At 71.5% G+C, this 22905-nt stretch carries 17 protein-coding genes and 1 rRNA gene; 12 read left to right on the forward strand and 6 right to left on the reverse strand.

Features of this window, described 5'->3' with window-relative positions; genetic code table 11:
• Positions 1-89, forward strand: a 5S ribosomal RNA gene (gene rrf, locus ACGFIW_RS26215); the annotation flags it as partial.
• Between the two features lie 287 nt (positions 90-376).
• Here the strand turns inward: rrf and ACGFIW_RS26220 are convergent.
• Positions 377-1063, reverse strand: a complete 687-nt coding sequence (locus ACGFIW_RS26220; RefSeq protein WP_393320871.1) for a hypothetical protein — start codon at positions 1061-1063, stop codon at positions 377-379.
• 69 nt (positions 1064-1132) lie between these two features.
• On the opposite strand from ACGFIW_RS26220, the gene ACGFIW_RS26225 reads away from it, so the two are divergent.
• From ACGFIW_RS26225 to ACGFIW_RS26235, 3 genes are read left to right on the forward strand one after another with little or no spacing between them, the layout of a single operon-like run.
• On the forward strand, positions 1133-3751 hold the full coding sequence (locus tag ACGFIW_RS26225) for a valine--tRNA ligase (RefSeq protein WP_393320874.1): 2619 nt from the start codon (positions 1133-1135) through the stop codon (positions 3749-3751).
• On the forward strand, positions 3748-5082 hold the full coding sequence (locus ACGFIW_RS26230) for a bifunctional folylpolyglutamate synthase/dihydrofolate synthase (protein WP_393320877.1): 1335 nt from the start codon (positions 3748-3750) through the stop codon (positions 5080-5082). The genes ACGFIW_RS26225 and ACGFIW_RS26230 overlap by 4 nt, the downstream gene beginning before the upstream one ends.
• A complete protein-coding gene (locus ACGFIW_RS26235; protein WP_393320879.1) occupies positions 5079-5504 on the forward strand; it encodes a DUF4233 domain-containing protein in 426 nt (141 codons plus the stop codon). The genes ACGFIW_RS26230 and ACGFIW_RS26235 overlap by 4 nt, the downstream gene beginning before the upstream one ends.
• A gap of 48 nt (positions 5505-5552) precedes the next feature.
• On the opposite strand, the gene ACGFIW_RS26240 is transcribed toward ACGFIW_RS26235, so the two are convergent.
• The gene (locus ACGFIW_RS26240; RefSeq protein ID WP_393320882.1) at positions 5553-7016 is read right to left on the reverse strand and encodes a VOC family protein; all 1464 of its coding nucleotides are present in this window, start codon (positions 7014-7016) and stop codon (positions 5553-5555) included.
• 141 nt (positions 7017-7157) lie between these two features.
• Here ACGFIW_RS26240 and ndk point away from each other — a divergent pair, with 141 nt between their 5' ends.
• Positions 7158-7583 carry a nucleoside-diphosphate kinase gene (ndk, locus tag ACGFIW_RS26245; RefSeq protein WP_357558912.1) on the forward strand — a complete coding sequence of 142 codons (426 nt, stop codon included), beginning with the start codon at positions 7158-7160 and terminating at the stop codon, positions 7581-7583.
• A 56-nt stretch (positions 7584-7639) separates the two neighbouring features.
• On the opposite strand, the gene sigJ is transcribed toward ndk, so the two are convergent.
• The 3 genes from sigJ to ACGFIW_RS26260 all read right to left on the reverse strand — a co-directional run bounded on the left by sigJ (position 7640) and on the right by ACGFIW_RS26260 (position 10487).
• Positions 7640-8518 carry an RNA polymerase sigma factor SigJ gene (sigJ, locus tag ACGFIW_RS26250; RefSeq protein ID WP_393320885.1) on the reverse strand — a complete coding sequence of 293 codons (879 nt, stop codon included), beginning with the start codon at positions 8516-8518 and terminating at the stop codon, positions 7640-7642.
• The gene (locus ACGFIW_RS26255; RefSeq protein ID WP_393320888.1) at positions 8515-8958 is read right to left on the reverse strand and encodes a carboxymuconolactone decarboxylase family protein; all 444 of its coding nucleotides are present in this window, start codon (positions 8956-8958) and stop codon (positions 8515-8517) included. The genes sigJ and ACGFIW_RS26255 overlap by 4 nt, the downstream gene beginning before the upstream one ends.
• 506 nt (positions 8959-9464) lie before the next feature.
• A complete protein-coding gene (locus tag ACGFIW_RS26260; RefSeq protein WP_393320890.1) occupies positions 9465-10487 on the reverse strand; it encodes an ArsR family transcriptional regulator in 1023 nt (340 codons plus the stop codon).
• 310 nt (positions 10488-10797) lie between these two features.
• Between ACGFIW_RS26260 and ileS the strand changes: the two genes are divergently transcribed.
• Both ileS and ACGFIW_RS26270 read left to right on the forward strand, forming a co-directional pair.
• A complete protein-coding gene (ileS, locus tag ACGFIW_RS26265; RefSeq protein ID WP_393320893.1) occupies positions 10798-13944 on the forward strand; it encodes an isoleucine--tRNA ligase in 3147 nt (1048 codons plus the stop codon).
• 96 nt (positions 13945-14040) lie between these two features.
• Positions 14041-14727 (forward strand): lysophospholipid acyltransferase family protein, encoded by a 687-nt coding sequence (locus ACGFIW_RS26270; protein ID WP_393320896.1) that lies wholly within the window; start codon positions 14041-14043, stop codon positions 14725-14727.
• A 74-nt stretch (positions 14728-14801) separates the two neighbouring features.
• Here ACGFIW_RS26270 and ACGFIW_RS26275 read toward each other — a convergent pair whose 3' ends face one another.
• Positions 14802-16112, reverse strand: coding sequence for a hypothetical protein (locus tag ACGFIW_RS26275; RefSeq protein WP_393320899.1), 1311 nt, complete (start codon positions 16110-16112; stop codon positions 14802-14804).
• A 78-nt stretch (positions 16113-16190) separates the two neighbouring features.
• Between ACGFIW_RS26275 and ACGFIW_RS26280 the strand changes: the two genes are divergently transcribed.
• From ACGFIW_RS26280 to ACGFIW_RS26300, 5 genes are all read left to right on the forward strand, one after another.
• The gene (locus ACGFIW_RS26280; RefSeq protein WP_393320902.1) at positions 16191-18263 is read left to right on the forward strand and encodes a TIGR03960 family B12-binding radical SAM protein; all 2073 of its coding nucleotides are present in this window, start codon (positions 16191-16193) and stop codon (positions 18261-18263) included.
• A 256-nt stretch (positions 18264-18519) separates the two neighbouring features.
• Entirely contained in the window at positions 18520-18960 is a 441-nt protein-coding gene (locus ACGFIW_RS26285) for a hypothetical protein (protein WP_393320905.1), read from the forward strand.
• 10 nt (positions 18961-18970) lie between these two features.
• The gene (locus tag ACGFIW_RS26290) at positions 18971-20410 is read left to right on the forward strand and encodes a WXG100 family type VII secretion target (protein ID WP_393320908.1); all 1440 of its coding nucleotides are present in this window, start codon (positions 18971-18973) and stop codon (positions 20408-20410) included.
• Between the two features lie 10 nt (positions 20411-20420).
• Positions 20421-21854 carry a type VII secretion-associated serine protease mycosin gene (mycP, locus tag ACGFIW_RS26295; protein WP_393320911.1) on the forward strand — a complete coding sequence of 478 codons (1434 nt, stop codon included), beginning with the start codon at positions 20421-20423 and terminating at the stop codon, positions 21852-21854.
• Between the two features lie 148 nt (positions 21855-22002).
• The gene (locus tag ACGFIW_RS26300) at positions 22003-22815 is read left to right on the forward strand and encodes a TIGR03936 family radical SAM-associated protein (protein ID WP_393320913.1); all 813 of its coding nucleotides are present in this window, start codon (positions 22003-22005) and stop codon (positions 22813-22815) included.
• Positions 22816-22905: the final 90 nt, after the last annotated feature.

A 22905-nucleotide genomic window follows, 5' to 3' on the forward strand; every position in this document is an offset into this window, starting at 1 on the left:
CCGGTTACATTCCGAACCCGGAAGCTAAGCCCTCCAGCGCCGATGGTACTGCACTCGTGAGGGTGTGGGAGAGTAGGACGCCGCCGGACAATCTTTCAGATAGGGCCACCCCGATACGGGGTGGCCCTATCTGCATGTCCCCATTCCTGTACGGGCGCGCCCGCCGAACGCGCCCCCGGATCCCGCTTGATCGACTCGACTTTCTTGATATCGGGCTATCTACGAGCGCGGGACACCCCGATATCAGCAAACCCGAGTCGATCAACAGGTAGACGGGGTATCCACGAGCGCGGGACACCCCGATATCAGTGAACCCGAGTCGATCAGGCGAGGGCTGGACGGGGCTCGACCTTGGGACGACGAGCCGTGTGTGGGGTCAGTTGCGGGTCTGCATGTCCTTGCGGAGGTCGCGGAGCAGGGCACCGGCGTCGGTGACCGATCGTCCGGGGAACATCGCCATCACGACGCTGCCGTGGTCGGCCCATCCGCACACCGCGAAGTCGCCGCCCTCGCCGCTGGTGCTGCCGCACCTCATCACGCCGCCCAGGTCGCCCGCGGGCACCTCGCGCAGCCCGTTCACCGCACCGGTCTCGTCGGACATGAGGCGGAACAGGCTCTCCAGGTCGCGTTCCGGCTGCCAGAGGAGCGTGGTGCCGCCGAAGATGAGCACCGAACGCTTGTCGTCGGCCGGGTCGCGGTAGACGGTGCCGAAGCTGCGGTCCAACTCGATGTCCGCCGCCAGGCCGCTGCGCAGGTAGTCGGCCGTGCTCTTCGCCCGTTCGCTGTCGTCCCGGGCCAGGCCGGCCACCTGCGGGGGTGAGGTGAGCTCGGTGTCCTTCTGCTGCGCCACCAGCCAGCCGGCGGCACCCAGCACACCGGCACCCGCGAGGCCGACCACCAGCGCGACCGTCCAACCGATCTTGCGCCGTCTCGACCAGCCGCCGGAGTGCTCGTCGGGGTCGCCCCAGGAGTCCCGGGTGCTGAGGTGGATCGGCTCTTCGGTCAGCTCGACCGGCTCGCGACCGCCGTCGAGCGACCGCTCGGTGAGATGTGCGTCGGACATAGCCGACACCGTACGCGAACCACAGGTGGCGCACGTCAGGTCCGCGGAAGCCCTCCGTAGACTTGTCAGGTGACCGAGAGACTGGATGCCCAACGCCCCGACGCCCCGACCCTTGCCGGCCAGTACCAGCCCGGCGAGGTAGAGCAGCGACGGTACGAGCAGTGGGTAGCCGCCGGCCACTTCCGGGCCTCCGCCGACAGCGACAAGCCCCCCTTCACCATCGTCATCCCGCCGCCGAACGTGACGGGCTCGCTGCACATGGGCCACGCGTTCGAGCACACCCTGATGGATGCGTTGACCAGGCGTAAGCGGATGCAGGGGTTCGAGGCGCTGTGGCTGCCCGGCATGGACCACGCCGGCATCGCCACCCAGAACCTGGTGGAGCGTCAGCTCGCCGCCGAAGGGCTGTCCCGCCACGACCTCGGCCGGGAGAAGTTCGTCGAGCGGGTCTGGCAGTGGAAGGCCGAGTCCGGTGGGGCGATCCTGGGGCAGATGCGTCGCCTCGGCGACTCCGTCGACTGGGACCGTGAGCGCTTCACCATGGACGAAGGGCTGACCCGCGCCGTCCAGACGATCTTCAAGAAGCTCTTCGACGAGGGCCTCATCTACCGGGCCAACCGGATCATCAACTGGTGCCCGCGCTGTCTGACCGCGCTCTCCGACATCGAGGTCGAGCACACCGACGACGACGGTGAGCTGATCTCGATCCGCTACAGCGACGAGGTCGTGGTGGCCACCACCCGGGCCGAGACGATGCTTGGCGACACCGCCGTGGCGGTGCACCCGGACGACGAGCGGTACCAGCACCTGATCGGCACCGAGGTCGAGTTGCCACTGACCGGCCGCCGCATCCCGATCGTCGCCGACGCGCACGTCGACCCGTCGTTCGGCACCGGCATGGTCAAGGTGACCCCGGCGCACGACCCGAACGACTTCGAGATCGGCCAGCGGCACGACCTGCCCGCGCTCACCGTGATGGACGAGCGTGGGGTGATCACCGTGCCCGGCCCGTTCGAGGGGTTGGACCGGTTCGAGGCGCGGCCCGCGATCGTGGCGGCGTTGCGTGAGCAGGGCCGGATCGTCGCGGAGAAGCGGCCCTACGTGCACGCGGTGGGGCACTGCTCGCGGTGTAAGACGACAGTCGAGCCGCGGTTGTCGTTGCAGTGGTTCGTCAACACCGCCCCGCTGGCCCAGGCCGCCGGTGACGCGGTGCGCGACGGTCGGGTCCGCATCGAGCCGGCCGAGTTGGCCAAGCGCTACTTCGCCTGGGTCGACAACATGCACGACTGGTGCATCTCCCGCCAGCTGTGGTGGGGGCACCGGATCCCGGTCTGGTACGGCCCGCAGGGCGAGATCGTCTGCGTCGGCCCGGACGAGCAGCCGCCGACCGGTGACGGCTGGCGGCAGGACGAGGACGTGCTGGACACCTGGTTCTCCAGCGCGCTCTGGCCGTTCTCCACGCTCGGCTGGCCGGAGCAGACCCCGGACCTGGCCAAGTTCTACCCGACGAGTGTCCTGGTCACCGGCTACGACATCCTGTTCTTCTGGGTCGCCCGGATGATGATGTTCGGCCTGTACGCGATGGACGGCAAGCAGCCGTTCGACGTGGTGGCCCTGCACGGCATGGTCCGTGACGAGCACGGCAAGAAGATGTCGAAGTCGTTCGGCAACGTAGTCGACCCGCTGGACTGGATCGACCGGTTCGGTGCCGACGCCACCCGGTTCACCCTGGCCCGGGGCGCCAACCCCGGGCAGGACGTGCCGGTCAGCGAGGAGTGGTGTCAGGGTTCCCGCAACTTCTGCAACAAGCTCTGGAACGCCACCCGGTTCGCCCTGATGAACGGTGCGCACACCACGGGCGCCCTGCCGCCGGCCGAGCAGCTCTCCACCGTCGACAGGTGGATCCTGTCCCGGCTGGCGCACGTCACCGCCGAGGTCGGCGAGCAGTTCGAGGCGTACGAGTTCGCCAAGGTGTGTGACCTGCTCTACCACTTCGCCTGGGACGACGTCTGCGACTGGTACGTGGAGCTGAGCAAGCCGGTGCTCGCCGAGGGCGGTGTACGGGCCGAGGCCAGCCGTCGGGTGCTCGGGCACGTGCTGGACCAACTGCTGCGGCTGTTGCACCCGGTCATCCCGTTCGTCACCGAGGAGCTGTGGCTCGCGCTGACCGGCGGCGAGACGGTGCAGACCGCCGCCTGGCCGGTGGCCGACCGGTCGCGTGTCGACGACGCCGCCGAGGCCGAGCTGGCCAGTGTGCAGCGCGTGGTCACCGAGATCCGGCGGTTCCGCTCCGACCAGGGGCTGCGCCCCACCCAGCGGGTGGCCGCCCGGTTGGACGGGCTCGCCGGGGCGGGCATCGACGCGCACGAGCCGCTGATCCGCTCCCTGGTCCGGTTGGACCCGGCCGGCGACGATTTCCAGGCCAGCGCCACGCTGGCCATGCCCGGTGCCGTCGGTGTCGCGTTGGACACCCGGGGGTCGATCGACGTGGCCGCCGAGCGGGCCCGGCTGACGAAGGACCGCACTGCCGCCGAGAAGGAGGTCGCGCAGGCCCGGGCGAAGCTCGACAACCCTGCCTTCATCGGCAAGGCCCCCGAGCCGGTGGTCGCGAAGATCCGCGACCGGCTCGCCACCGCCGAGGCCGACCTGGTCCGGATCGACGCTGCTCTGGAGACACTGTCCTCGTGACCGACCGTACCGAATTCGCCGCCGTCGAGGCCGAGCTGAACGCCCGTGGCTTCACCCGCATGGTCTTCGAGCTGGACCGGATCGAGTCGCTGCTCGACCTGCTCGGCAGCCCGCAGCGGGCGTATCCCGCGATCCACCTGACCGGCACCAACGGCAAGACCTCCACCGCGCGGATGATCGACTCGTTGCTGCGGGCGTTCGGGCTGCACACCGGCCGGTACACGAGCCCGCACCTGGAGACCGTGCGGGAGCGGATCAGCCTGGACGGGGAGCCGGTCAGCGAGGAGCGGTTCGCGGCGGTTTACCGGGAGATCAAACCGCTGGCCGAGCTCGTCGACGCGCGGTCGGACGAGCCGCTGACGTACTTCGACATGACGACGGCGTTGGCGTTCGCCACGTTCGCCGACGCGCCTGTCGACATCGCGGTGGTCGAGGTGGGCCTCGGCGGTGCCGAGGACGCCACGAACGTCATCCAGGCCGGGGTCTGTGTGATCACCCCGATCGGGCTGGACCACACCGAGTGGCTGGGTGACACGCTTCAGGACATCGCGCTGGCCAAGGCCGGCATCATCCATCCGGGCGCCACGGTGATCGCGGCGGCGCAGGAGGAGGAGGCCGCGGGTCCGCTCCTCGACCGCTGCGCCGAGGTCGGGGCGACCATCGCCCGGGAGGGCGCCGAGTTCGGCGTACTCGGTCGGGCGGTCGCGGTCGGCGGCCAGGTGCTGCGCCTGCAGGGCCTGGGCGGCGTCTACGACGACGTGTTCATTCCCCTGCACGGTGCCCACCAGGCGCAGAACGCGGCGGTGGCACTCGCCGCCGTGGAGGCGTTCCTGGGTGCCGGGGCACGACGTCAGCTGGACATCGAGGCGGTCCGGGAGGGCTTCGCCTCGGCCAGTTCCCCGGGTCGGTTGGAGCGGGTCCGTAACGCCCCGACCGTGCTGCTGGACGGGGCGCACAACCCGCACGGCATGAAGGCCACCGTGACCGCGCTCCAGGAGGAGTTCGCGTTCAGCAAGCTGGTGGCCGTGATCGGCGTCCTCGCGGACAAGGACGCCGAAGGTCTGTTGGAGCTGCTGGAGCCGGTGGTCGACCAGGTGGTGGTCACTCGCAACAGCTCGCCACGGGCGATGCCGACGGAGGAGCTCGCCGCGCTGGCCGCCGAGATCTTCGGCGAGGAGCGGGTGGAGTCGGCCGAGGAGATGCCGGACGCGATCGAGTTGGCCGTCGCGCTGGCCGAGGAGGACGTTCCCGGTGAGCTGAGTGGGGTCGGGGTGCTGGTCACGGGGTCAGTGGTGACTGTCGCCGACGCGCGCCGGCTGCTGAAGCGATGACCGGCCCAGAGCCGGAGCCGCACACCCCGACCGGCCCACCGGTCGAGCGGCCTGCGGGGGAGGAGCCCACCGCCGGGCAGCCGCGACGCTCCGGGTTGCGCAACCCGGAGAGGGCGGTCCGTGGCCTGGGCGCCGGCACGCTCAGCCTGGAGGCGCTGGTGCTGCTGCTGGCGATCCAGCCGATCCGGGTGGTCGGCGGTGACCTGAGTGGTGCCGCCATCGGCGCCGTGGTGGCGCTGGCGGTCGCCGCTGTCGTGGTCGCCGGCATGATGCGCCGCCCCTGGGCGTGGCACGCCGGCACGGTGCTCCAGGGCCTGCTGATGCTGGGCGGCCTGCTGCACTGGTCACTGCTCGCCCTGGGCATCATCTTCGCCCTGGTGTGGGCGTACGCGCTGCACGTCCGCCGGGTCATCCTGGGCTGACGCCGGAGCGGGTGGCGGCCCCGGGCCGGGTGGCGGCCCCGGGCCGGGTCAGGCCTCGGCGCGTTCGCGCCACTGGGTGAGCGCGATGCCGTGGCCGTCCGGGTCGCGGAAGGCCGCCGCCCACACCTCCAGCTTCGAGCCCCGGTTGACCACCCGGGGCGCGTAGGTGAATCGGACGCCCGAACCGCGGAGCCGTTCGTACGCCGCTTCGATGTCGTTGACCTCGAGGTTGACGTGCACCAGCCGACGGCTGATGGGTGCCGCCCCGGTCACCTCGCGCAGCACGAGCCGGGTCGTGCCGGAGGCGAGCACGGCGTTGCCGGCGCCCTGGTCGACCTCGCTGAAGCCGAGCACGTCGCGGTAGAAGTCGAGCGACCGGGACAGGTCGGTCACCAGCAGGGTGAGGCCCACCCCGCTGATCGGCGCGGCCGGGTCCCCGGCGAACCCGAAGATCGCCTCGTCCAGTTCCGCGTCGGTGACTGTCGCGCGTGCCGCCCCGGCCGTGGAGGGATCATCCAGCGGAAGATCGAGTGGATCCAGCGGGTCGGTCGCGCCCGGACCGGACCGCTGCGCGGGCGGCGGGTCGGCGATCCGGTCGGCGGTCGGCACGTCGCGCCGGTCGTCGGCCGGTGGGTCGACACGGTCGGCGGCCGGCACGTCGCTCCGGTCGGTCGTTGGGTCGCTCCGGTCGGCGGCGGGCTCGTCGAAGTGCTCCTCGGCGGGTGGGCGCGGCGCCGGGGTGGCCCGCCGGGGCAGCCCGCCACCGGCCTGCTGGTCGACGAGGACGCCCTCCAACACCACGGGACCGCCCGGGCTCTGGTGCATCACCACGCGCTCGCGGTCCTCGGGACGAACGCCCGAATCGTCGCGCAGCGGGTCGGGACGCAGGGGATCGGGGTGTGCGGGGTCGGGGCCGAGCGGGTCGTGGAACCGGTCACCGAGCGGGTCGCCGAAGTCGTCCCGGAAGTCGTCGTCCGGCGCACGGTCGGCCCACGGCGGAGCATCCTGCTGGATCAGCACCTCGTCCACGCCGTCGACGTCGGCGAACTCCGGCGGAAGGTCGGCGACGGCGGCGGCGGTCTCGGCGTGGGTGGGCACCTCGTCCCAGAGGACCTTGACGTGGCGCTGGTCGTCCAACGCGACACGGATCGGCAGGGCCTGGCCCAGCGACGGCCACTTCGAGACCGGCACCCTCGGCTCGATGATCTTCTTGGACCGGGGTGGCAGGCCAGGCGCGTCCAGCACCAGTTGCAGTTCGCAGCGGCCGAACGCGTACTGGGTGGGTGGTTCGGAGGCGCTGTGCACGTGCCCGACACCGACCACCCAGGTGCGCCCGCCACCGCGTACGGTCGCCAGCGCGATCGCCAGCACCAGCAGGGCGACCCCGAGAGCCACGATGGCCCAACTGGTCATGCCCAGCCCGAAGAGGACGACGAAGGTGGCCACGGTGCCCAGCACCGTGCCGATCAGCTTGCGTACCGGCGCGATGGGCCGGTTCCCGCCATTCGCCACAGTGGACCTCCCGGGGTCAGGGTCAGGCTAGGCCGGATCGGCCACCGGGGGAAAGACCGGCCGCCGCGCCGGCGCCGGGACCGGGTCGCTACGCTGACCGTACCGATCCCGAGCGTTCAGCGTGCACAGGAGGAACCCAGCGTGTCCAGCAACAGCCCGGATGAGCGCAGCCTCGTTCTGATCAAGCCCGACGCGGTCCGCCGTGGCCTGGTCGGCGAGGTTCTCTCCCGCTTCGAGCGCAAGGGGCTGCGGATCGACGCGATGGTGCACCGGACGATGGATGCCGCGCTCGCCGACCAGCACTACGCCGAGCACGTCGACAAGGCGTTCTACCCGCCGCTGAAGGACTTCATGACCAGCGGTCCGCTGGTCGCGCTCGTGCTCTCCGGAGACCAGGTCATCGACGTGGTGCGGGGGCTGGTCGGCGCCACCGACGGGCGGAAGGCCGCCGCCGGCACCATCCGGGGCGATCTGTCGCTGTCCAACCGGGAGAACCTGGTGCACGCCTCCGACTCGACCGACAGCGCCAAGCGCGAGATCGCGCTCTGGTTCCCCGAACTGGGCTGACCCGAGCCGGTTCGGCTGACGCGACCCGGCCAGGGGCGGCGCAACGGCACCGGGGCTCAGCCCACCGGTGGCAGTTTCGTCGGATTTCCGACCATGTAGATCCCGGTGATCCGTCCGCCGGCCGCGGCGATGGTCAACGTGTACCGACTGCCGTCCGCGCGGGTGACCACCACTGCGGGTTCCCCGTTCAGTTCGACCGGGTGCACGGTGATGGGATGGCGGCCGGGACCGTAGATCCCGACGTAGAAACGGGCGATGCGGTCCGCGCCGGTGACCGGGTTGCGGGCGGCCCGGACCCGCCCACCACCGTCGCTCCAGGCCGTGGCGTCCGCCGCGACCAGGCCGGTGAGCGTCGCCAGGTCACCGTCACGGGCGGCGGTGAGGAACGCGTCCAGCAACCGTTCCCGTTCTGCCCGGCTGGCGGTGAAGCGACGCTGCTCCTGACGGACCCGGGTGCGCGCCCGGTGGTGCAGTTGCCGACAGTCGTCGACGGACCGGTCCAGGATCTCGGCGATCTCCGCGTACGGCAGGTCGAAGGCGGTGTGCAGGACGTACACCGCCCGCTCCGGCGGGGTGAGCCGCTCCAGGACGTGCAACAACGCGGTGGAGAGCGAGTCGCGCAGCTCCGCGCGGTCCAACGGTCCGAACGGCGAGGGCGCGGTCGGCACCGGCTCGGGCAGCCAGGTGCCGACGTACGTCTCGCGGGCCGCCTGCCGCACGCGCAGCCGGTCCAGGGCCAGGCGGGTGACCACCCGGGACAGGTACCGGCGCGGTTCCGCCACCGCCGACCGGTCCACGCGAAGCCAGCGCAGGTACGCCTCCTGGAGCACATCCTCCGCGTCGTGGCGGCTGCCGAGCAGGCGGTACGCGAGCCCGAGCAGCATCGGCCGGTGCGCCTGGAGCGCACCGGCCGCCTCTGCCGCCTCGGTCGTCACACCTGTGCCGGGGGCTCCGTGTGCGTCGTCACGGCGATCCGATTCCACACGTTGATTGTGGCAATCGCGAGGACCAGATCGGCCAACTCCTTCTCCGACCAGACCTTCGCGGCGGTGTCCCACACCTCGTCCGAGACTCCGTGCTCGCCGAGCCGGGTCACCGCGTCGGTGAGCGCCAGCGCGGCCTGCTCCCGCTCGTCGAAGAACGACAGCGCCTCCCGCCAGGCGGACACCGCGAACAGCCGCCGGCTCGACTCGCCCGCGGCGAGGGCGTCGCGGCTGTGCATGTCCACGCAGAACGCGCAGCCGTTCAGGATCGACGCCCGCAGCTTGACCAGTTCCAGCACGGTGTGGTCGACGTTCGCCTGGACGTACTTCTCCAGGCCCGACACGGCCTGGTATCCCTGCGGCGCGACCTCGAAGAGCTTCATTCGTTGCATGACCAACTCCCTGTTCGATCCGACACCGTCACGACGGTGGGGCCGGGGCGTGTCGTGACAACCGCAGCGGTGACCCCGGTCACGCCGGTCACCCGGGCCGCCGGTCGCGGTCATCTCCGCCGCGGCGGGACGTCCGGTGCTCACCCACGGTCTGCGGAGCGGTGACGTGAGCGCGGACTCGGCGCCGGTCCGGACGCGGGCCGCCGGATGCCTGTCGAGGTGAGCCGGCGTGCCCGCCCCTGACCCGCCTGCGCTGGTCCTGAGGTTGACGGGCGGATCGGTGATCCACCCGCCCGGCAACCTCGTGCTCGACGGGGCGGCGTCGGGGGCCCGGGCGGGCCGAACGGCTCCCCGTTGCCAACCGTCAGGTTGACGCCGCGGACTGTCCGAACCTTCCGACGCCGGGGTCGTCCGCCGATGCGGTACGTGCGGCTTACCCCGACCGAGACCGGCAGGCTAGGAGCGATCGGGACGGCTGGGAAACGGATTCGGATCGAGCCGAATGCTCACGCCGAGGCGCTCGCCGGCTCGTCACCGATGAGCTGCACCAGTGCCACGCCTGCCGGTTCGAGGCCGTACAGCACCCGCCGGCCCACCCGGCGGCGATGCACCACACCGGCGGTGAGCAGCGCGGAGAGCTGTTCCGAGACGGTGCTCGGGGCGAGCCCCAGGGTGGCTGCGAGGCCGGCGGTGGTTGCCGGCCGGGTCAGTGCCCGCAGCACCTGGGCGCGACCTCGGCCGACCAGCACCGCCAGACGATCCGTGACCGGTGGTGTCGTCCCGGGCGCCGAGGCGGGCCCACCCTCGGCGAGCACCACCGCCCCGCGTGCCTGGTAGGAGACGGCGATGATCTCCGGATGGTCGGTGGCGCAGATGAGTGCTCCCTGCGAGAAGACCAGCGGAAGGAGCAGCAGCCGCTGGTTCACCGCCGTGATCTGCTGCTCCGACGGCTTCACAAGCGTCAGCACCGGCTTCTCCCAGCGCACCCGCTCGTGCAGGTCGGTCAGCATCGCGTCCGGGCCGTGCGCGGCGAGCGCCCGCGCCCGGTGCAGCACCTCCTCGTCCAGCGCCGCCCGCATCGCCGACCACCAGGGCGCGATTGCCGCCTCCCAGTACGCCTCGATGCCGTCGGCGAGCCGGTCCAGGGCGGCCTGCCGGTCCGTGACGAACGGGCTCAACCAGCCGGGCAGGTCGTCGGGGTGGTGGTAGCGGGGGATCTGCTCGGCGATCACCTCGGCCGGCGTCGCGCGCAGCTCGGCGAGCTGTTCGGCCAGGGTGGGCGCGGCCGACGTGGGGATCGGGCTGAGGAAGTCCGGTGCGGGTAGGCCGACGGTCAGCAGCTTGGCCGGCGCGGTCGCCGGCACCTCGGCGAGCACCCGCCGTGCGTGCCGCGCCCAGGCGGTGTACGGCCAGGGCGCCTCCTCCGGATGGCGCTGAAGCACGAACAGGCTGGTCAGCACCTCCCAGAGCGGGCTGATGGCGATCCGGGTGCGGGCCAGTGTGGGCTCGTCCAACTCGATCCGGATCACCCGGCCAGCCTAGGGTGCCGGCGTAGGCGTTCACTCGGCGGCGGCGCGGTGGGCGGGTCGAGTATCGTTGGGCACCGTAAGGCGACGACCCGGCCATCACCGGTGAGCCTCCGGAAGAACGGCCGGGTGACCGGCCTAGTAGAACCGGACGGGTGCGGCCCGTCACAGCCGACAATGAGCGGGCGGTCGATCCTGACCGCCAAGCGGGGTGGTACCGCGGGCCACCCGGGGAGCGCCGTCGAGGCGTACCCCGGAAGGTTCGTCCTCGCAGACCCACGTTGCGTGAGCTGCATGAGGAGAGCGACCCCCGATGGCCTATCCGTTGCACGACCCGACCGCTGCCGGTGTCCCGGCGAGCCCGGACCTGCCCGCGGTCGAGCGCCGGGTGCTGGAGCACTGGACGGCCGACAAGACCTTCGAGGCCAGCGTCGAGGCCCGTCCCGCCGGCACGGACGGCAAGAACGAGTACGTCTTCTACGACGGCCCGCCGTTCGCCAACGGTCTGCCGCACTACGGCCACCTGTTCACCGGGTACGTCAAGGACGTGGTGCCGCGCTACCAGACCATGCGCGGGCGGCACGTCGAGCGGCGCTTCGGCTGGGACTGCCACGGCCTGCCCGCCGAGGTGGTGGCCGAGAAGCAGCTCGGCATCACCAGCAAGGCGGAGATCATCGACCTGGGCGTGGCCCGGTTCAACGAGGCATGCCGCACGTCGGTGCTGGAGTTCACCCAGGACTGGGAGCGCTACATCAACCGGCAGGCCCGCTGGGTCGACTTCACCAACGACTACAAGACCCTCGACCTGGACTACATGGAAAGCGTCATGTGGGCCTTCAAGACCCTGCACGACAAGGGTCTGATCTACGAGGGCTTCCGGGTGCTGGCGTACTGCTGGCGCTGCGAGACGCCGCTGTCGAACACCGAGACCCGGATGGACGACGTCTACCGGGACCGGCACGACCCGACCCTGTCGGTGTGGTTCGGGCTGACCGCCGACGAGTCCGCCCCGGAGTTGCTGCGCGGGCCGGTCAAGCTGGGCGTCTGGACCACCACGCCGTGGACCCTGCCGTCGAACCTGGCACTCGCCGTCGGCCCCGACATCGAGTACGCGGTGCTGGAACGCGACGGTGACCGCTACGTCGTGGGCGCGGCGCGGCTGGCCGCGTACGCCAAGGAACTGGACGGCTTCGCGCAGGTCGGCACGGTGTACGGCCGGGACCTGGTCGGACGTCGCTACACGCCGCTGTTCGACTTTCTCGTCGAGCAGGCCGGGGACAACGCCTACCAGGTGCTCGGCGCGGAGTTCGTCACCACCGAGGACGGCACCGGGATCGTGCATCTCGCCCCGGCGTTCGGCGAGGACGACCAGAACGTCTGCAACGCCGCGGGCATCCCCACCATCGTCACCGTGGACGACCACACCCGCTTCACCGCCCTGGTCCCGCCCTACCAGGGTGAGCAGGTCTTCGACGTCAACAAGCCGGTGATCCGGGAGCTGAAGGAGCGGGGGGTGGTGCTCCGGCAGGACACCTACACCCACTCGTACCCGCACTGCTGGCGCTGTGACACCCCGCTGGTCTACAAGGCGGTGTCGTCGTGGTTCGTCGCGGTGACGCAGTTCCGGGACCGGATGGTCGAGCTGAACCAGGAGATCAACTGGACGCCCGGGCACATCAAGGACGGCTCGTTCGGCAAGTGGCTGGCCAACGCCCGGGACTGGTCGATCAGCCGGAACCGGTTCTGGGGCTCGCCGATCCCGGCGTGGAAGTCCGACGACCCGAACTACCCGCGCCTGGACGTGTACGGCTCGCTGGCCGACATCGAGCGGGACTTCGGCGTACGCCTGACCGACCTGCACCGGCCGGCGGTGGACGACCTGGTCCGCCCCAACCCGGACGACCCGACCGGGCAGTCGATGATGCGTCGGGTGCCGGAGGTGCTGGACTGCTGGTTCGAGTCCGGTTCGATGCCGTTCGCCCAGGTGCACTACCCGTTCGAGAACGCCGACTGGTTCGAGCACCACTACCCGGGTGACTTCATCGTCGAGTACATCGGGCAGACCCGCGGCTGGTTCTACACCATGCACGTGCTGGCCACCGCGCTGTTCGACAGGCCGGCGTTCCGCAACTGCCTGAGCCACGGCATCCTGCTCGGCTCGGACGGGCGCAAGATGTCCAAGAGCCTGCGCAACTACCCGGACGTCTACCACGTCTTCGACGCGTACGGCTCGGACGCGATGCGCTGGATGCTGATGTCCTCACCGGTGCTGCGCGGTGGGGACATGGCGGTCACCGAGGCGGGCATCCGCGACGCCGTCCGGCAGGTGCTGCTGCCGCTGTGGAACGTGTGGTATTTCTTCACGCTCTACGCCAACGCGGACGGGTACCAGGCGCGGCGACGTACCGACTCCACGCACCTGCTCGACAGGTACATCCTGGCGAAGACGAACGAGCTGGTGTCGACTGTCGGCGCGCAGATGGACGCGTACGACATCTCCGGCGCCTGCGCCACCGTCCGGTCCTACCTGGACGCGCTGACCAACTGGTACGTGCGTCGCTCCCGGGACCGGTTCTGGTCCGGCGACGTCAACGCCTTCGACACGCTGTCGACGGTGCTGGAGACGCTCTGCCGGGTGGTGGCGCCGCTCGCGCCGCTGACCGCGGAGGAGATCTGGCGCGGGCTGACCGGGGAGCGTTCGGTGCACCTGACCGACTGGCCCTCGGCGGAGGAGTTCCCGGCCGACCACGAGCTGGTCGCCGCGATGGACGCCACCCGGGCGGTCGCCTCGGCGGCGCTGTCGCTGCGCAAGGCCAAGGGTCTGCGGGTGCGGCTGCCGCTGTCCAGGCTGACCGTGGCCTCACCGGCGGCGGAGCAGTTGCGGCCGTTCGCCGACCTGGTCACCGACGAGGTCAACGTGAAGGCCGTGGAGTTCAGCGCGGAGCTGTCCGCGTACTGCGAGCAGGTGTTGACTGTGGTGCCCCGGGCGCTCGGCCCGCGGGTCGGCAAGCAGGTCCAGCAGGTGATCAAGGCGGTCAAGGCGGGGGACTGGGAGCTTGTCGACGGCGCGCCGGTGGCCGCCGGCGTCACCCTCGCCGAGGGCGAGTACGAGTTGCGCCTGGTCGCCGCCGACGCGGAGAACTCGGCGCCGCTGCCCGGCGGTGAGGGTGTGGTGGTGCTGGACACCGAGGTCACCCCCGAGTTGGCCGCCGAGGGGCTGGCCCGGGACGTGGTGCGGGTCGTGCAGCAGGCCCGCCGGGACGCCGACCTGGACGTCTCGGACCGGATCGTGGTGTCGGTGTCGGCGTCCGACGAGGTACGCGCGGCGGTGGCCGGGTACCTCGACTTCGTGGCCCGGGAGGTGCTTGCCGACTCGGTGGACTTCGCCGAGGGCGTGGACGGTTTCGCCGGCGAGGTGGGCGAGGGCGACCGGGTGACGGTCTCCGTCCGCCGGGTGTAGCTGCGGCTACGGACGCCCGTACACCTCCGTCCGGGAGGTGTCCGGGCGTCCGCTACCGTGACACCGCCTGTTCGCACCTGACCTGCCGGAGGACCAGTGCCCCTGCTCTACACCATCGGCAAGCTCGCCGTGGGGCCCACGCTGCGGTTGGCGTTCCGCCCGACCGTGGAAGGGCTGGAGAATGTGCCGGCCACCGGCGGCGCGATCTTCGCCGGCAACCACCTGTCGGTGGCCGACGAGCTGTTCCTCGGCACGGTCGTGCCCCGGCACCTGGCGTTCTGGGCGAAGTCGGAGTATTTCAAGGGCTCCGGTGTGAAGGGCGCGATCTCCAAGTTCGTCCTCACCGGCCTGGGTGCGATCCCGGTGGAGCGGGGCGGCGGTCGGGCCGCGCTGTCCGCGTTCGACGCGGCGATCCCGGTGCTCAAGAACGGTGACCTGGTGGTGGTCTACCCGGAGGGCACCCGCTCGCCGGACGGCAGGCTCTACCGGGGACGGACCGGCACGGTGCGGCTGGCGACCACGACCGGCGTGCCGATCATCCCGGTCGGCATGATCGGCACGGACAAGGCGCAGCCGATCGGCGCCCGGGTGCCCCGGCCCGGCGCTGCCAAGATCATTATTCGGTTCGGCAAGCCGATCGACCTGGCCGGACGGCCGACCGACCGTACCTCGTTGCGGCAGATGACCGACGAGATGATGAGCGAGATCCAGAAGCTCACCGGCCAGGAGTACGTCCCCCGCTACGCCCCGCCGCGCGCCCACCCGGACCCGACCCAGCCCTGACCCCGTCGTCGATCGAGAAGTCCACCGCCCTCGTGGGGCGGGAGCCTTCTTGATCGATGCTGGGTGGGTCGCCGTCAGCCCTTGGGCTGGATGATCTGTGCGCGCAGGGTGGCCAGCAGGGCGGCGCTGTCGGCGACGGAGAGCCGGGTGAACACCCCGGTGGCGATGCTGCCGTGGTCGACCGAGGTGCAGACCACCACGTCACCGCCATCGGACTGGCCGACCGCGCACCGCTCGTGCCGGCCCCGCACACCGGTGTCCACGCTCTCCGGGGCCTCCAGGGTGTAACGGTCGGTGAGCCGGCTGATCTCGGCCTCCGCGTCCGACTCCGGGCTCAGCCGAAAGCCCGTCCCGCCGAAGACCGTCACCTCCTTGCCCCCGGAGGTGGAGTAGACGCCGGCGAAGGTGTCCTCGGCCAGCAGGTGCTCGTTGCGTACCTCGGTCTCCAACCGCCGGGCGGCCTCCGCGCTGCGGTTGTCCTGACGCAGACTCAGATCGTCCACCTGGGCGGGCAGGGCGGCCTGCACCGGGTACTGGGCCGAGATCGGGAACCCGTAGTAGGCGGGGCAGCCGCAGCAGCAGGCCAGGGTGAGCAGCAGAAACCAGGGCCAGCGGCGACGTCGGCGGACCGGCACCGGCACGTACCCCTTGGGGGCCTGCCAGCCCGGCGGAGGCCCCGCCGGTGGCGCCACCGGCGGGGTGCCGGACCGCTTGCCCCGGCGCTGCTTCGGCACCCGGGGCGCGGGAGGCGGTGCGGGCGGCGACATCGGCCGGGCCGGCATCCTGGGCCCGGTGGCCTGTGGTGGCCTCGGGACGGCCGCCGGAGACACCGGGTGCGACCCGACCGAGCGAGTGGGTTGGCTGGGCCACTGCCGGGTCGCCGGCGGCGTCGGATGCGGCATCGTCGGGGGCAACGCGGGAAACGGCGGCAGCTCGGCGGAGGGCAGGTCCCAACCGCCGGTGTCCACGCCGGCCCACGGGTCGACAGGCGTCTGGTGCTCCGGAGGCCCCACCGGCGTAGGCGGCGGCGGGGTCGGCTCGGCAGACTCGCCCCACACCCGTCGGCGCGGCAGCGGGGGCGGCACCGGCGCCGAACCGCTCCACCTGGGCGCGGGGGTTTCCGCGGTGGTGGCCGGCTCGGGTCGGCCCGAGGCCGCCGGCTGATCCGGAGACTGGGGCTGCGTCGGCGGTGCCGGCTGGTCCGACACTCCCGGCTGGTCGGGCGGTGCCGGCTGGTCCGACGCTTCCGGCTGGTCGGGCGGTGCCGGCTGGTTCGGCGGTACGGGTGGGGAGGCCGGCTCGTCGGCGGACGCCGGATCCCGGTCCGGTGCCGCGCCGGGGGTGTTCCCGTCGGCCGGCCGTGCTCCCGGCTGGGGCTCGGGCATCGCGGCAATCTCCTCTCGCGCCGGTCCGAGGTTAGTACCGCGTCGCCACCGCCGGGCGGGCGCGTACCCTTGGGCATCATGAGTGCCCCGTCCACGACGCCGCGTGCGGCCGCGACCAACTCTCGCGACGACTCCGGCTCGGCGCCCCTGACGCCGAGCCGTGACCTGGAGCCGTCCGTCTGGTCCCAACTCGAACCGCTGCTGCCCCAGGTTTCCAAGCCCATCCAGTACGTCGGGGGCGAGCTGGGTGCGGTGACCAAGGACTGGGCCGCGGCGACAGTGCGTTGGGCGCTGATGTATCCCGACGCGTACGAGGTGGGCCTGCCCAACCAGGGCGTGCAGATCCTCTACGAGGTGCTCAACGAGCTGCCCGACACCCTCGCCGAGCGGACGTACGCGGTCTGGCCGGACCTGGAGACGCTGATGCGCACGCACGGCGTGCCGCAGTTCACCGTCGACGCGCACCGCGCGGTCCGCGACTTCGACGTGTTCGGCATCTCCTTCTCCACCGAGCTGGGCTACACCAACATGCTCACCGCGATCGACCTGGCCGGCATCCCGATGCTGGCCGCCGACCGCACCGACGCCGACCCGGTGATCGTGGCCGGCGGACACGCCGCGTTCAACCCGGAGCCGATCGCCGACTTCATCGACGCCGCGGTGCTCGGCGACGGCGAGGAAGCGGTCCTGGAGATCACCGCGATCGTCCGGGAGTGGAAGGCCGAGGGCTCCCCGGGGGGCCGCGACGAGCTGCTGCTGCGGCTGGCGCGCACCGAGAGCGTCTACGTGCCGCGCTTCTACGACGTCGACTACCTCCCGGACGGGCGGATCCAGCGGGTCGTGCCGAACCGGGCGGACGTGCCGTTCCGGGTGCACAAGCGCACGACGATGGACCTGGACGCCTGGCCGTACCCGAAGAAGCCCCTCGTGCCGTTGGCCGAGACGGTGCACGAGCGGTACGCGGTGGAGATCTTCCGGGGCTGCACCCGGGGTTGCCGGTTCTGCCAGGCGGGCATGATCACCCGGCCGGTGCGGGAGCGGTCGATCACCACGGTCGGGCAGATGGTCCGCGAGGGCCTGGAGTTCTCCGGCTTCAACGAGGTGGGTCTGCTCTCGCTCTCCTCGGCCGACCACTCCGAGATCGGCGACATGTGCTCGGGCCTCGCCCAGCAGTACGAGGGCACCAACGTCTCGCTGTCGCTGCCGTCGACCCGGGTCGACGCGTTCAACATCGACCTCGCGCAGGAGCTGTCCCGCAACGGTCGGCGGACCGGCCTGACCTTCGCCCCGGAGGGCGGGTCGGAGCGGATCCGCAAGGTCATCAACAAGATGGTGACGAAGGAAGACCTGATCCGCACGGTCGTCACCGCGTACACCAACGGCTGGCGGCAGGTGAAGCTCTACTTCATGTGCGGCCTGCCCACCGAGACCGACGAGGACGTCCTCGAGATCGCGGAGATGGCGCACGAGGTGATCCGGGCCGGTCGGGCCGCCACCGGTTCCAAGGACATCCGCTGCACGGTCTCCATCGGCGGGTTCGTGCCGAAGCCGCACACCCCGTTCCAGTGGGCCGCGATGGAGCGTCCCGAGGTCATCGACCACCGCCTCAAGATCCTCAAGCAGGCGATCAACGCGGACCGTTCGCTGGGCCGGGCCATCGGCTACCGCTACCACGACGGCGAGCCGTCGCTGATCGAAGGGCTGCTCTCCCGGGGTGACCGCCGGGTCGGCTCGGTGATCCGCAGGGTCTGGGAGAACGGCGGGCGGTTCGACGGGTGGAGCGAGCACTTCTCCTACCAGCGCTGGGTGGACGCGGCGGCCGAGACGCTGCCCGCGTTCGGGGTCGACCTCGACTGGTACACGACCCGGCAGCGCGAGGAGTTGGAGGTTCTCCCCTGGGACCACCTCGACTCCGGCCTGGACAAGGACTGGCTCTGGCAGGACTGGCAGGACTCGGTCAGCGAGTTCGAGCAGGACGACTGCCGGTGGACGCCCTGCTTCGACTGCGGCGTCTGCCCATCGATGGACACCGAGATCCAGATCGGCCCGACCGGCAAGAAGCTGCTGCCGCTCACCCCGCTGGGCGGCGACGGTATGCGCGTCCCGGCCGGCAACGGTGCGCACGTCAGGGCCGGCGAGCCCTCGGCCTGACCGCCCGCCGCGGGGGGACGCCCGGCTGCGGTGACCCCACAACTCTCCACACTCGACACGTCACCCGACGGGCCCGCGTTCTCGCGGGCCCGTCGGCATTTTTCGGCCCGCACAGCGCCACCAGCCGGTCCCGCCCCGCCATCGACGAGAGCCGGTGCGACGTGGTGGCGACCGGGGCTGCCCCGACCGGGCCACTGTCGATACGCTGCGTCTGACATGGACCGACCCGGCGGGTCGGTAACGGGGGAGGAAGCTCATGGGGACCATCCCGCCGCCGAACACCGGCGATCTACACGTCAGCGTCGAGGACCTGAACGCCGCGGCGGCGTACGTCGAGCGGCTGAAGCAGTACGTCGACGACACCATCATCTACGAGATGGAACGCGTCAAGGAGCGGATGAAGGGCGACAGCAACAACGCCCAGACCGTCCCGAACGGCACCCCCTTCGGCGCCTACGAGGACGCCCGCATGCAGTGGCAGGCACTGACCAGGTCCACGGCCAACATGGAGCTGCACCTCAAGACGCTGTCCCAGAGGCTCTCCTCTCTGAAGCAGGGCACCGAGGACATCGCCAACGCATTCCGGGACACCGAGGCGCGCAACGGTGCCAACGGCAAGGAGATCGAGCGGCTGCTCGAGTCGGCGGCCCCGCCGCCCGCCGCCGGCGGTGCGCCCACCTACCCGTACACGGCCTGAGGGGGACGTCATGGCTGGAGGAACCTGGGAGCGGTGCGTCCGCGAGGTGACGCTCTCCGCGGACCCGGAGACGGTCGGATCGGTCGGGCAGGGGTGGGGAAACCTCTCCTCCGGCCTGACGCAGCTGCGGGACGCGCTCGTCGGCCGATCGTTCGTCGGCCCCATCGCCACGGGTCAGGAGCGCCCGCACGTCGGTGGTCTGCCCGGGATGCTCGCCGGTTGGAAGGGCAGCGGCGGTGACGCCTACCGCGAGCATCTGGGCGAGATCGGCAAGCAGATCGAGGATCTGATCACCGATGCGACGAACGTCAGCGGCGCGTTGGCGCGGATCGAGACGGACATCCGCAGGGCGGTCGCCTCGATCCCGGTCCCACTGGGGGACGACTTCGGCATCAACGAGTGGAGCCTGCCCAACGGCACCGAGCTCGACGACGCCCGCGACGGCGAGAGCGCGTCGGGTTTCCTCGCCGCGCTGCGCAAGGACTACCAGAGCAACCCCGGGTCGTACGCCGACGGCGCGTTCCGCGACAAGGCCGACGACCTGGAGGCGACCATGAAGGTCGACGGTCAGGCGGGTGACCAGAAGCGGGGCGGGTGGTGGGACACCAAGGATCACCTGGACAACTGGTACCGGGACAACCAGCAGGCGGCCAACACCGCGATGTCCCCGCTGCCCCAGGCCGTCTACACCGAGCGTCCCAAGCTGGTGGTCAACGAGCCCTCGCCCGTCTCGGACGACTATCGTCCGGACGATCGCGTACCGCCGAAGGGCCGACCTGACATCGGCGGCGGTGGCGGTGGCGGTGGTGGCGGCGGCATCGGCGGCGTCCCGGGCATCGGCAGCCGGCCGCCGGGCGGCGGCGCCGACTTCAGCGGTGGGCCGACGTCGGTCGGCGGTCCGTTCTCCCCGTCCGGTGCCGGATCCACCGGCGGTGACACCGGCTCGTTCACCCCCGGGTCCACCGGATCGGGTTATCCGGGTGTCGACGACGGCTACAGCACCGGCCTGGCCGGTGCGGCGCCCAGCAGCATCGGCGGCTTGGGTGGTGGCCTCGGCGGCACCGGCCTCGGTGGGGCCGGCGGTGGTTTCGGCGGTGGCGTTGGCGCCGGCGGGATCGGGGCCGGCGGTGGTGGCCTGGGCGCGGCCGGCGGGATCGGTGTGGGCAGCATCCCCGGCATGGTGGGTGGTGGCAACGGCAAGGTGCCGCCGATGACGAGCGCGGCGAACGCGCTGCGTGCCGCCACCGGTGCGGGCGGCCCCGGCATGGCGGGCGGCGCGCGTGGCGGTGCTGGGATCGGCGGTGCCGGCATGATGGGCGGCGGCATGATGGGCGGTGCGGGCGGCGCCGGGCATGGCGGTGGTACGGGCTCCGAGCACTCGTCGTGGTTGACTGAGGACGACGATCCGTGGGGCCCCGGTGACGGGTCGTCCCCGGGCATCCTGCGATGAGGACGGACGGATGAGGGTGAACGTCGCAGCGCTCCGGCCGGCCGCGGCCTGCCTGCTGGCGGGGCTCCTGGTGGTCGGGGCCGCCCAACCGGCGGTCGCCGCGCCCCGGCGGGCCGAGCAGTGGTATGTGGACGAGCTGCGGATCGAGCAGGCGCACGAGCTGTCCACCGGGCGGGGCGTGGTCGTGGCCGTGCTCGACAGCGGTGTGGACGCCAACCATCCGGAGCTGAAGGGCCAGGTGCTCCCCGGTGGCCGCAGCGACGGCGGCAGCGGGGACGGCCGGACCGACGCGCAGGGGCACGGCACGCACATGGCCGGCATCATCGCGTCGACGAACGCCACCTCCGACGGCGTCGAGGGCGTCGCCCCCGGTGCCAAGATCATGCCGATCAAGCTGGACGTGTCCGGCGATGTGGGTTACGACGAGGCGGCAGTGAGCCTCGGCATCCGGATGGCCGTCGACGGTGGCGCCAAGGTGATCAACATATCGCTGGGCAAGCCGTCGGCAGTCACCCCGGAGGAGGAGAGCGCCCTCAGGTACGCCCTGGAGCGCGACGTCGTCGTGGTGGTAGCCGCCGGCAACACCGCCAAGGGCAGCGTCAAGGTCGACACTCCCGCCAACGTCCCCGGCGTGATCGCCGTGACCGGGACGACCCGGGGCGGCAGGTTCTGGTCCGGCTCGGTCCAGGGCCCGGAGGCGGTGGTCGCCGCACCTGGCGATGACATCTACAACGCCGGCCGGGACAAGGGCTACGGCTGGGGTGACGGCACCTCCGACTCCACGGCGATCGTCTCCGGTCTGGCCGCGTTGGTCCGATCGAAGTACCCGAACCTCGACGCCGCCAACGTGATCAACCGGATCATCCGCACCGCCCGGGACGCCGGCCCCGCCGGCCGCGACCCGCAGTACGGCTTCGGCCTGATCGACCCGGTGGCCGCACTGAGCGCGAACGTGCCGCCGGTCACCGCGAACCCACTGCTCGCCGCGACCGCCGCCCCCGCGCCGACCCGGACCGCCGACGCGGCCGAGGAGTTTGACGTCACCCAGCACGGCGACCGCGGTGGCCCCACGGACCAGCAGGTCATGGTGGTCGTCATCGGTGTTGCCGTGGTGGTGCTTCTGCTGGTGGGGCTGACGGTGTTCCTGATCTGGAACCGACGTCGGTACCGCCGTGAGGCGGCCCTGGCGGCCAACGTCCCGGACCACCTGCTCGACCAGGAGCCTCCCGGCGGATACGGGCCACCGGGTGCCGGTTACCCCCCGCCGTCCGGTTACCCCCCACCCGGCGCTGGTTACGCGCCGCCGTCCGGTTATCCACCACCTGCGGGGTATGCCCCGCCCAGCGGTGGATACCCGCCACCGTCCGGCCACGCGCCGCCCGGTTACGGCCCGCCGGGAGGGGCGCCACCGCCGCCCCCACCGGGGAGCGGCGACCGGTCCTGATCATGATGGCCGGCCGGATGACCTTCGGGTCGCCCGGCCGGCCATCGGCGTTCCAGCAGGTGATCGTCGCGGTGTCGACCGGTTTGAACCGGTTCGCCGGGCCGGGACGACCGCCCCGGGTGCGGACCGGCACGGGTCCTGCGCCAGGATGGTTGGACACGCAGGTCCACCCGAGGAGCCCACGATCGCCAGAAAGCCTCAACCCGAGGGCGGCCAGGCACCGGTCGTCCAGCGCGTCCGCATCCGGTACGCCAAGCGCGGACCGCTGCGGTTCACCTCGCACCGGGACTTCGCCCGGGCGTTCGAGCGCGCGCTGCGCCGGGCCGCCGTGCCTGTCGCGTTCTCCCAGGGTTTCCACCCGCACCCCAAGATCTCCTACGCCAGTGCCGCGCCCACCGGGGTGGCGAGCGAGGCGGAGTATCTGGAGATCGCTCTCCAGGCGGCGGTCGACCCGGAGCAACTGCGGGCCGCGTTGGACGCCGCGCTCTCGCCGGGGCTGGACGTGTTGGACGCCGTGATCGCCGAGGGGGGCAACCTGCCGGACCGGATCGAGGCGTCACACTGGCACATCGAGTTGCCCGAGGTGGAGACCGCCGTGCTCCGCGGCGCGGTGGACGCCTTCCTCGCGGCGGACGAGGTGCTGGTCGAGCGGATGACCAAGCAGGGTCGGCGCACCTTCGACGCCCGCGCCGCGGTGATATCGGTCGATGTCCTCGCGCCAACGCCGACGCCTTCCGGGGCGCCGGCCGTACCGTGTGCGATACTCGAACTGGTCGTGCGGCAGGTCACCCCGTCCGTACGGCCCGATGACGTCCTTTCCGGCCTCCGCGTGGTGGCCGACCTGGAGCCGCCGGTTTCGCCGAGGGTGACCCGGCTGGCTCAGGGCACGTTGACCGCGCAGGGTGCGATCGTGGATCCGTTGGATGCGGACCGCGACGGGGCAGCCATCGTTGGGCACTGACCGACGGTCCGTGCTCTGGCAGGCAGACTTCGGCGGTCGCGCACCACGCGCGCCCGGCGGAAACACTTTTGCGGCGACCCTGCGTGGCAG

The organism is Micromonospora sp. NPDC048935 (assembly GCF_043197875.1).
Taxonomy (GTDB): domain Bacteria; phylum Actinomycetota; class Actinomycetes; order Mycobacteriales; family Micromonosporaceae; genus Micromonospora.